This window comes from Caldivirga sp. MU80 (assembly GCF_001663375.1).
Lineage (GTDB): Archaea > Thermoproteota > Thermoprotei > Thermoproteales > Thermocladiaceae > Caldivirga.
The window spans coordinates 1-9,759 of record NZ_LCTF01000049.1; the positions used below are offsets into that span (position 1 = coordinate 1).

Here is a 9,759-nt window from a genome sequence, read left to right on the forward strand (position 1 = left end):
TTGCAGACTCCGAATACGGATCAAACCCTATGACCGGTTGCACAAGGACCTGGCACCTAAGCCTAATTCCACTGTCCCTAGCCAGTACGCTCACTACAGCTGCCAGGTTACCTCCTGCGCTCACACCAGTTACGCATATAGAGCCCTTCTGACCCCTTCCTCGCCTTTTGGGCGGGGGTTTGTTGGGGTCTTGGGTGTTACCTCCCCTTTATGGGGGCTACTTTGTTGTGGTCTATGATGAAGGAGAGTGGCTTCTTTATGACTAGGGGTATCTTTCCAATGGCTCTCTTCATTATGTTTAATGCTCCGTTTAGGTCACTGTGTAGCTTATGTCCCTTTGGGCAGTGGGCAACACCTCTTGGTTTTCTCTTTACTTCGACGTTGTGGTAGGCGCAGTACCTTGAGGTGTTGTACTCGATGACTATAAACACCTTAATGCCGTACTCCTGTGCCTTCAACTCAATGGCCTCCATGAGTTTTCTGTAAGTCCACATGTTCACTGTGAACTTGTTGCCCTTCTGTTGAGCAATATTGAATGGGTAACCCAGATATATTGTTGAGACTCCTAGCTCGTGGAGTTGCTTCAATAAGTGAGAAGCAAAATTCCTGTAGAGGTGCAACAACCTCCTCCTTAATTTTCCACTCAGCCTCCTTACTTCTCTGTTCAACTCATCGATTGCGTCAGCCAGTAGCTTATCCTTGAGCGTATCCCTCAAGGACTGGATACTTGAAATCAGTCTTTGCAAGTAGAAGTAGTCCTCCTTTGCTCTTATGCCCTTGTAGAGTAACCAAGTACCATCACTCACAACCACACTAGCCAAGTTATTGATGCCTAAGTCAATGGATGCAGCCCTGTTGCCCTTGGGCGACTCAATTTGAATGCTCCTCCTCTCACCCTTCACAATATGCCTACTCCTCCTTCCCGTTTTAGCCTCCTCAACACCAACCTCCACTGGTATGCATGCATACCAGGCATTCCTTGTTTCATCATAAATTATCTCCAACCTGCCTTGTTTTCCGTACCACCTCAACCTCCCAGTAAACTTAATAGCCATCTTAAAGTCCTTTAGGATGAGGATGTGCCTTTCTACATCAACAATGTACCTATCCTGCCTAACAAGAAGTATCAGCCTCCTCTGCTTAGTCACACTATCCTTCCAATAACCAGGTGGAGAAACACGCCTCATGAATGGTGGTAGTTTACCCTCACTCCTCAGCCTCAGCAGTGAGAAGAAGGAATTCCAAGCCTCATTATTCTTCTGAAGCACCGCCTGAGCATTAACACCAAGTATCTTCTTGTACTTATTGTAATATTTGTCCCATGTTGATTTAAAGTCAACTCGATGCTGTTGAAAGAACCGTCTCCTCCTCTCGTAATTAACCTCATTAAATAGCTTGGCAGAGACGTTAGCCAACCTCCTAAGCCTCCTCTCCTGGAAGCCATTTGGTAGTAGCCTAACCACGTTGGTTCTTACATTAGTATACTTAACCTCATAGATGCCCTCCCCTGGCATTGCGGGGGAAGTCAGCCCCCGCTCCCCACCTTGATGAAGTTCACCAGGGGAGGGCATCTAAAAGACAGATAGATGTTCATGCTTAAAAACCTTTACCCCACCCTAAAGGACGAGGTTTGTTGTTAATTATCACAGGCTGTATAAAAACCCAGGTGAAGAGGTACCACCATAGGAATGGCTAGCCACCCCAACTCCGGGTAGGGCTTATTGTAAAGCGGCGCAGTGAACACTATGAATATCCAAGGCACCAGTATTAGTAAAACAACCTTAATCACATTCTTGATGTTAGTGGCCATCGAAAATAAGTTATTCTTAGCCAATTTTTAAGCATTACCTCTTTTATTAAGTAATTTAAATATGAACTAAGAATAAACCGAATAACTTATATTATACTGCGCAGTAGGCTTAGTGATGCGGGGTAATTTGGGTGATCAATTGGCTGAGTTAACCTCACGCCTGGTTCAAATAGACAGCACTAACCCACCTGGTGATGTGACTGGGGTTGTCGGCTTCATTAGGGACTGGCTTAGTGCGCGTGGCTTCTCAAGCAGCATCTACGAGTACGTTAAGGGTAAGCCCAACCTGATAGCTAAGGTGGGTGATGGTAGACCAATACTGATACTCAATGGACACACTGATGTTGTTCCACCTGGTGACTCATCCAGGTGGACTTACCCACCCTTCTCGGGGAGGGTAATTGAGGGCAAGGTTTATGGGAGGGGTTCAACGGACATGAAGGGTGGCCTAGCCGTGATAATGATGGTCTTCGCTGAGTTGGGTCACGTGATTGAGGGTAAGGGTTCTGGGACGCTGGTCTTCTCCGCAACGGCGGATGAGGAGGTTGGGGGTCATGCTGGGGTTGAGGCCTTGGTTAAGGGTAATGTCCTTGTTGGCGATGCAGCCATAGTGGCTGAGCCAACGGGCTTCAGTAGGTACTGCATAGCGGAGAAGGGGCTTAGCCAGGTTAGGCTTGTGGCTAGGGGTAGGCCGGCCCACGGTAGTTTACCTGTGCTTGGGGATAACGCAATAATGAAGCTCATTAAGGCTATTGAGGCGGCGCAGGGCATCATTGAGGAGGTGAATAGGGGGGTTAAGCTACCCCAGGACCTAGTGGAGGCGGTTGACAACTCGGCTAGGGTCTACCTGGAGGGTGCCCTAAGGGGTGGATTAAGGCTGAGTGAAGCCGACTTAAGGGGTGTGATAGGCTCAGTCTCCTTCAACCCAGGGGTCATTAGGGGTGGGTCAAAGATAAACATGGTCCCAGACTACGCAGAACTGGAACTAGACATGAGAGTGCCGCCCGGGGTCTCACCAGGCAGCGTCATAGGTAGGTTGAGGGAGGGGTTGAGGGGGCTTGCCGATGTTGAGGTAATAGACACCAGTGAACCAAACTACACTCCAACTGGGGAAAGGATAGTTCAATTAATCCATGAGGGCATAGCAAGGCTCAACGCTGAACCGAAACCAATAATAATGACCGGGGCCACCGACGGGAGGTACTTTAGGCTTAGGGGAATACCCACGGTGATTTATGGACCAGGGGAATTGACCCTGGCGCACACGTATGACGAATACGTAACGATAAACGACCTAGTGAACACCTATAATGTAATGAGGTATACTATAGAAAAGTATTTTTAACTTAATGTCAAATAAAAGCTTAGAATAATTAATTAGTTTAAATATAGTGATAGTAGTCAATAAAAGAAGAACGTAATATAGGAACATGATTTAGAAGGCTGAAAAATTAAAAATTATAAAGTTTGAATTTAAGATAGCTTCGACTTTAGGCTTACCTTCTTCTTAGCGCTATTATTGCCACTACTGCAACTACTACGATGACTATGATTACTATTCCTGCTATTAATGCTGTGCTTATTACTGGCTTGGTTACGGTTGCTGTTGTTACTGCAGTTGTTGATGTTGTGGTAGTAGTGGTTGTTGTAGTAGTCGTAGTTGTAGTCACCGTAGATGGCGTTAGTAAGGCCAGTAATGATGGTGGTGTTGCAGTGGTGGCTTTACCGTATAGGTAAGCTAATAGGTCGTGCCAAGCCTCCTTAGTGTATTCTATCTCCTGCTGCTGTGTCATCCCTGGCGGGCGCGGTGCTATATTTAGTATCATTAACTCTGACCCAACGGCCCATATCTCAACATCCCAGGCGTAGAAGTATTCAGGTGTTGAGAACCCTATGTAGTATTGATCCTCGTACTCATACCTAGGCCATGCAACGAACGTAACTGGTATACCTGGAAGCTCCTTGATCAACATCATGGCCATATCATTGTAGTACTTCTTTAACTCAGTTACATTAGCTGTTTCACCGGCTTAATCCAGTCCTCTATGAATTGAGACGGCGGAATCCACCTACCTGGATCATCATACATCATAGTTCCAACAGTTTTGATATGAGTTACATTCAGATAATACGAACCATTTAGATAAACTGTTATTGCCTGAGCAGGAACGAATTCCGTGGTCCATATTAAGTATGGTGAATAACCTGGAGCTAACCAGTACATTAATTCAAATGGCTCCTCACCTGTCTCTTCGTAGGTAAACAATGTTGATAACGACTCAGATATAGCCTTAACAGTTATACCTAGATTCTGCTTCCATTGTTCACCAACAATCACACCCACACCAAATGTATCCGGGAAGCCCGCGTAATCTATGAATGTTATAGTTGGGAATGCTGTACCATTTGGAAATAGTAGTTGAGGTCCACTCGTGGTGTTAACTATCTTAAATCCATGTTCCTCGAGGATTTTACAGGCTTCCTGTGGGTTATATTGAATAACTTGATGTGCTAGTGATATTACAGTTGGGTTAAGCCACTCCTGCTCCATCGGTGATGGTAGGAAGTCGCCAGGTGTTGGAGGGCCACCATATGGTAGGTCTTTAGTAGGTCTTTATAAGTTTTATTGCTAATACGAACGCATGATTATGCCATTGCATGACTAATGTAAGTATACTATCTGATGTTCGATTGCATAAGCAGCTGGTAAAAAACTAAATAAAGGACTGAAACAGAATTGTACAGTATGAACAAAAACATCTTAAATGCCTTAGAGTATCCGCAGAATGCACTTATTCTATTTGATTATTTTCATTACTCCGACTGGACCTTTAAGGTTTCCGATCTGGCTGTGGATTACGAGGTTTTAGGGACCTTCGTTGACTCTTCAACTCCATTCATAGTGGAGTATGCCTTGGTTAAGGTTAAGAGTAAGGATGATTTGAGGGGGTTGCTTAAAGCCATGGTTAACCATAGGAATGTGCTCAGCATTGATGAGGTTAAGCCGTTGAACTCCACGTACCCGAGGCTAATTAGCATGGTTGTTAGGGGTGATTACGCGGACTCAACTAGGTATAGGGCTCACATCCTGGGTGGGTTTGAAGTCAACTACAGTACTAGTGGTGGTGTGGAGCATTGGGGCTTCCTATTCCCGAGCGACTCATTGGTGGAGACGTTCATAGGGATAATCAGCGGTAATGGTGAGGTTAGGAACGTTAAGAGGATGAGCATTAACACAGAGGAGCTTGTAGCCGGTATGGTGAGGAACAGGGCGAGACTACTACTAACCAGTGAGGAGGCAGCACTCCTGAGGATTGCGCATAGGAGGGGGTTGTTTAGCAACCCTAGGAGGGTTACAATTACGGAACTCGCCAGGGAGCTTGGCGTCAGTGAATCCACCTTGTCAAGGAGACTGAATAGGGCTATCAGGAAGCTCATCAGTATTGCCCTCGATGACGATTCACCTCACGTAATGCCCAACATGCAGTGACCTTAACCCACCTGGTAAGGGTTATTTAACCAGTGCCCGCATAGCTTTTAGGTGGTTCAGCTTGATTGTTGATGGCTTGTTTGTTAATGGGTTGAGGGTTGTTGGGTTGGTTAGGGGTGAGCTTAAGGTTGAGGTTATACCTGAGCTCGGCGGCTTAATCTGGAGTATCAACTATGGTGGTAAGGAGCTTCTCTACCACCACAGGGACCCTGAACCCATTGAGAATTTTAGGGAGGGTTTAACACCAGAGGACTTCTACAACGTAATCTTCTTCGGCGGTTGGTTTGAGGTTATTCCAAACGCCGGCTATGCATCAAGGTATGCTGGAGTCTCCTTCGGCCTTCATGACGAGACACCTTACATACCGTGGAGGGTTGAGTATGATGAGGAGGTTGACGAGTACTCAATACTCATGGTTACAAACCTCAGGAAATATCCACTAAAGCTTTACAGGAGGATCAGGCTAGTTAACAGTAATGAGGTTTTAATCAGGGAGAGGCTCGTTAACCTAAGTAGCCAAGCTTTGAAATTCTCCTGGCTCCACCACCCAAACTTCGGCGGCGACCTGCTTAGCGAGAACTCCGTACTTGAACTGCCGGAGGGTACTGAGGTTGAGGTTGACAGGCACCTTAGCTCGGAGTCCTCAATCCTCGAACCTGGTTATAGGGGAACCTTCCCAATGGTTAAGTCCAAGGACGGTAAACCCATTGACCTGTCTAGGTTCCCGAGGAACCTGAACACCAATGACTTGGTCTACGTCCCAAGGATTAAGGATTCCTGGTTTAGGTTGGTGAATAGGGGCATTGGCCTTGGTGTTGAGGTGACTTGGGACCCATCAGTGTTCAGGTCGATGTGGCTGTGGAGGCCGCTTGGTGGTGGGTTAAATTACCCATGGTTTGGGAGGATATACGCAACCTCGGTGGAGTTGGCCACAAGCTGGCCGGCCACTGGCCTAGCTGAGCAGGTTAAGGCTGGTACGGCGTATGAGATACAGGGCAATGGCCAAATAAACACATGGGTAAGGCTAAGGATAGTACCCTACTGAGCATTAACATTAACCTGAACGGTAATTGCGTCGAAGGGGCAATTGCTTTGGCATGAGAAGCAGCCCATGCATTGGTCCTGGGAGGCGACAATGGCCTTATCCCTGAGCCTACCCACTAAGACTCCCTTGGGGCATATTGCCCAACATATACCACAGCCTGTGCAGCTATCCAGTACAATCACCCTGAAACTAACCTTCACCATTAATCCACCTTGTAACTGCACAGAAATAAAAAGGATACTCCAGTGGCAAGTATACGTATACTACACGTATACGTCATAATACTTTCCTCATTAAATTGGCGGGAGGTTTATTAAGAGTCCCGGTGTTGGGTTAGCCGTGAGTGGTGAACCTAAGGTTAGGGTCCCGGATGAGGGGGAGATGCTGGCTAAGGTCATGGATATTGTTGGGGATGATAGGGTTAAGGTGATTTGCGAGGATGGGAACGTGAGGATAGCCAGGATACCTGGTAAGTACAGGAAGAGGATGTGGATTAAGGTGGGTGACTACCTGATAGTTGCTCCATGGGACTTCGAGCCAAGTAAGGCTGATGTGATTTACAAGTACGAGAAGGGGGAGGTTAATGAACTCAGGAGGATTAGTAAATACGGCGAGATTTTAAATAGGCTTGATGAACTAGCCCTGTAGTGTAATGAACCAGCAGGAGCTTGATAGGCTAAGGGACCTGGTTAAGATGGAGCAGGAGAGTAGAGACCTGGTTAAATTACCCTACAGGTCCTACAGGGAGCTCGTCAATGGGTTGATAAGTGGGGTTAAGTTCGGCGGTGCATTGGAGAATACCGTCGCATCAACCTACCTAGGCATGGTTAGGGACCTGTTGGTTTCACTACTCAGGGTGAGGATACTCAAGATACTTGACCAAGCCTCCGCGGGTAACTTACCCAGGAGGAACCTACTCCTAGAGGAGGCCAAGTTGACCTCAGCCCTGGAGGATCTCGAGAACCTGCTTAAGCCGAGGAGGGGTAAGGCGCCGAGTAGGGTCATGGTAACGGTCTTCACGGCCAATTACTTCAGTATTAAGACTAGTAGGGGTAACATGATTAACGATCCGATGGTGGGTGACTTGGCTGTCCTGCCCAGAGAGGATGCTGTTGAGTTGGCCTCTAACTTTAAGGTGGCTAGGGCCTACAGGATCAAGACGAGGAGGCGCCCTTAAGCCACCTGATGGTTAACCTAACAGCCTCAGCGCTACTGTACCTTGGTGACCAGCCAAGCCCAGTGAGCCTACTTATGTCTAGGAGCATGTACTTGACGTCGCCTGGCCAACCCCTACCATCGGGTGTGGTTAGCTTGGTCACTATGTTCACGTTCCTTAACCCAACCTCCTCAATGACTATTTTAGCTATCTCCATCACTGTGACCCAATCCCTATTACCAACGTTGAAGGCTTGGTCCTGAAGTCCACCATTAATCAACTTGTTGAATAGGAATAGCGTCGCGTCCACGGCATCATCAACATATAGGTAGCTCTTCCTCTGGCTACCATCCCCAAGCACCTCAAGGACGCTTGGATTCCTCATCAACTTAACGTAGAAGTCGTAAATAACCCCATGCCTAGACCTGGGCCCAACAATGTTGGCATACCTTAGGTTAACAACCCTAATGCCGTAGAGCCTAGAGTACGTGCCTAACATGACCTCGCCGGCCGCCTTAGTGGCGCCGTAGACACTTATAGGCTCTATTGGGTGGTCCTCGGGTGTTGGGAGAACCCTTGCGTCACCGTAAACAGTGCTGCTGCTGGCGAAAACAATGTACTTGACGTCGCCCAACCTAGCCGCCTCAGCCACGTTGAAAGTGGCCACCAGGTTATTGTCGAAGTGGCTCCTAGGCTCCACTGAGGATACCTTGACCTCTGGGTTGGCGGCTAGGTGGAAGACGGCTAAGGCACCTTTGAATTCACCTACCCAATCACCCCAATTCCTCAAGTCAGCCTTAACAAGGTTAACCCTACCGCTGCCTAGGGAGTCCTTGAGGTTATTGACATCGCCACCGCTTAAGTTATCTATAACAGTAACCTCATAGCCGCTTCTCACTAGTTTATCAACCAAGTGACTCCCTATGAAGCCAGCTCCACCAGTCACAATAACCCTGCCCATGGATTAGTGGTTCATTTACTCCAAATAAACTTTAACCTCACCTAATCTTTAAATACACTCACCGCTACGGCTGGGTAATGGAAACCGCAGCAGCCCGATCAAGGCCAAGGCCGAAGCTGTATGGCCCGGAGGTCCACTACTGCACATCGTGCGGTAGCCCAATAGCACCATTTAAGAGGGCGACCCACTTCCTATGTCCAAACTGCGGTAAGTATGAGATATGGAGGTGTGAGCGCTGTAGGAGGGAAGGAAACGTTTATAAGTGCCCAGTCTGCGGTTTCGAAGGTCCATGAGTGGTTTAAATGGCTCAAATATACTACGTCTATAGGGTTACCCCAAGCAGGGAGGATGTTAACTACGAGAAGCTTAAGCAAACTATAAAGGGTAAGCTTGAGCCGAAGTACCAGGTTAAGGGTATTGAGGAGGAGGAGATTGGGTTCGGGATTAAGGCACTTAAGGTTCACATAGTCATACCGGAGTCCGACGAGTACACGACTGATGAGATAGAGAACCTCCTATCCCAGATAGAGGACATTGGGGGCATTGAGCTGGAGTACTTCACTAGGGTTAGCTTTTGAGGCTATCATGCGGGTTGCAACCCTTTAAAAGCTTTATAAACCCACTGTCTAATTCTCCCCTATGTCCAGTGAGGAGGGTTGGATTGAGCTCCGTGTTGCGGAGGCTAAGCAGAGGGATGCTGGTAGGCCCATTGTTCGCATTGATCCCTCAATCATGAGGGATTACGGTATTGAACCAGGTACGGTTGTCTTCATTAAGGGTAAGAGGTTGACTGCGGCCAAGGTCATGTATGGCCTACCTGAGGATGACGGTAGGGCTGTTATTAGGATGAACTCGATAATAAGGAAGAACGCCGACGTAAGCGTCAACGATACGGTTAAGGTCAAGGTAACCGAGGCCAAGCAGGCTCAACTGGTTAAACTAGCCCCAGTATCAATGACCCTCTCCATTGAGCAGAACTTCGAGAACTACGTTAAGCAGAGGCTTAAGGACTACGTACTGATGGAGGGTGACCTAGTCCAGATACTGGTACTTGGCCAATCCCTAATATTCCAGGCAATACAGGTTAGGCCAAGCAACACGCCAGTCATAGTTGACGACGAGACCCAGGTCAAGGTACTTGAGAAGCCTGTGGAGAACGTACGGATACCTCGTGTTACTTGGGAGGATATTGGTGATTTGGAGGAGGCTAAGCAGAAGATTAGGGAGTTGGTTGAGCTTCCTCTTAAGCATCCTGAGTTGTTTAGGCATCTTGGTATTGAGCCTCCTAAGGGTGTTT

At 47.5% G+C, this 9,759-nt stretch carries 14 protein-coding genes and 1 pseudogene; 8 read left to right on the forward strand and 7 right to left on the reverse strand.

Annotated elements, in window-relative coordinates; genetic code table 11:
* The 3 genes from AAX04_RS11700 to AAX04_RS12210 form a co-directional block, all read right to left on the reverse strand.
* The coding region (locus tag AAX04_RS11700) for an alpha/beta hydrolase fold domain-containing protein (RefSeq protein ID WP_156519831.1) at positions 1–139 on the reverse strand (139 nt) is incomplete at its 3' end.
* Positions 140–197: 58 nt separating this feature from the next.
* Positions 198–1,571: an RNA-guided endonuclease TnpB family protein gene (locus AAX04_RS10920; protein WP_066798193.1), complete on the reverse strand. Its 1,374-nt coding sequence runs from the start codon at positions 1,569–1,571 to the stop codon at positions 198–200.
* A 65-nt stretch (positions 1,572–1,636) separates the two neighbouring features.
* The gene (locus AAX04_RS12210) at positions 1,637–1,810 is read right to left on the reverse strand and encodes a hypothetical protein (protein ID WP_162270146.1); all 174 of its coding nucleotides are present in this window, start codon (positions 1,808–1,810) and stop codon (positions 1,637–1,639) included.
* 115 nt (positions 1,811–1,925) lie between these two features.
* On the opposite strand from AAX04_RS12210, the gene AAX04_RS10925 reads away from it, so the two are divergent.
* Complete coding sequence (locus AAX04_RS10925) at positions 1,926–3,155, forward strand: M20 family metallopeptidase (RefSeq protein ID WP_066798195.1); 1,230 nt, start codon at positions 1,926–1,928, stop codon at positions 3,153–3,155.
* Positions 3,156–3,306: 151 nt separating this feature from the next.
* Here the strand turns inward: AAX04_RS10925 and AAX04_RS12550 are convergent, their stop codons facing one another.
* Together AAX04_RS12550 and AAX04_RS12300 are read right to left on the reverse strand one after the other, a co-directional pair.
* Positions 3,307–3,783: a hypothetical protein gene (locus tag AAX04_RS12550; protein WP_304439081.1), complete on the reverse strand. Its 477-nt coding sequence runs from the start codon at positions 3,781–3,783 to the stop codon at positions 3,307–3,309.
* Between the two features lie 35 nt (positions 3,784–3,818).
* Positions 3,819–4,361, reverse strand: coding sequence for a hypothetical protein (locus tag AAX04_RS12300; protein ID WP_156519830.1), 543 nt, complete (start codon positions 4,359–4,361; stop codon positions 3,819–3,821).
* Between the two features lie 195 nt (positions 4,362–4,556).
* Here AAX04_RS12300 and AAX04_RS10935 point away from each other — a divergent pair, with 195 nt between their 5' ends.
* Both AAX04_RS10935 and AAX04_RS10940 read left to right on the forward strand, forming a co-directional pair.
* Positions 4,557–5,300 carry a helix-turn-helix domain-containing protein gene (locus AAX04_RS10935; RefSeq protein WP_084761472.1) on the forward strand — a complete coding sequence of 248 codons (744 nt, stop codon included), beginning with the start codon at positions 4,557–4,559 and terminating at the stop codon, positions 5,298–5,300.
* A gap of 61 nt (positions 5,301–5,361) precedes the next feature.
* Positions 5,362–6,345, forward strand: coding sequence for a DUF4432 domain-containing protein (locus AAX04_RS10940; RefSeq protein WP_066798199.1), 984 nt, complete (start codon positions 5,362–5,364; stop codon positions 6,343–6,345).
* Here AAX04_RS10940 and AAX04_RS10945 read toward each other — a convergent pair.
* Complete coding sequence (locus AAX04_RS10945) at positions 6,339–6,548, reverse strand: ferredoxin family protein (RefSeq protein ID WP_066798201.1); 210 nt, start codon at positions 6,546–6,548, stop codon at positions 6,339–6,341. The two genes, AAX04_RS10940 and AAX04_RS10945, sit on opposite strands and share 7 nt — an antisense overlap.
* A 136-nt stretch (positions 6,549–6,684) precedes the next feature.
* Here AAX04_RS10945 and AAX04_RS10950 point away from each other — a divergent pair, with 136 nt between their 5' ends.
* Together AAX04_RS10950 and AAX04_RS10955 are read left to right on the forward strand one after the other, a co-directional pair.
* The gene (locus AAX04_RS10950) at positions 6,685–6,993 is read left to right on the forward strand and encodes a translation initiation factor aIF-1A (protein WP_084761475.1); all 309 of its coding nucleotides are present in this window, start codon (positions 6,685–6,687) and stop codon (positions 6,991–6,993) included.
* A 4-nt stretch (positions 6,994–6,997) separates the two neighbouring features.
* On the forward strand, positions 6,998–7,522 hold the full coding sequence (locus AAX04_RS10955; protein ID WP_066798207.1) for a hypothetical protein: 525 nt from the start codon (positions 6,998–7,000) through the stop codon (positions 7,520–7,522).
* Here AAX04_RS10955 and AAX04_RS10960 read toward each other — a convergent pair.
* Positions 7,500–8,462, reverse strand: a complete 963-nt coding sequence (locus AAX04_RS10960) for an NAD-dependent epimerase/dehydratase family protein (protein WP_066798209.1) — start codon at positions 8,460–8,462, stop codon at positions 7,500–7,502. The genes AAX04_RS10955 and AAX04_RS10960 overlap by 23 nt on opposite strands.
* A gap of 116 nt (positions 8,463–8,578) precedes the next feature.
* Between AAX04_RS10960 and AAX04_RS11705 the strand changes: the two genes are divergently transcribed.
* From AAX04_RS11705 to AAX04_RS10970, 3 genes and pseudogenes are all read left to right on the forward strand, one after another.
* On the forward strand, positions 8,579–8,755 hold the full coding sequence (locus AAX04_RS11705; RefSeq protein WP_369818431.1) for a zinc finger domain-containing protein: 177 nt from the start codon (positions 8,579–8,581) through the stop codon (positions 8,753–8,755).
* A gap of 9 nt (positions 8,756–8,764) precedes the next feature.
* Positions 8,765–9,040: an elongation factor 1-beta gene (locus AAX04_RS10965; RefSeq protein WP_066798211.1), complete on the forward strand. Its 276-nt coding sequence runs from the start codon at positions 8,765–8,767 to the stop codon at positions 9,038–9,040.
* A gap of 61 nt (positions 9,041–9,101) precedes the next feature.
* A pseudogene (locus tag AAX04_RS10970) lies at positions 9,102–9,759 on the forward strand (AAA family ATPase); the annotation flags it as partial.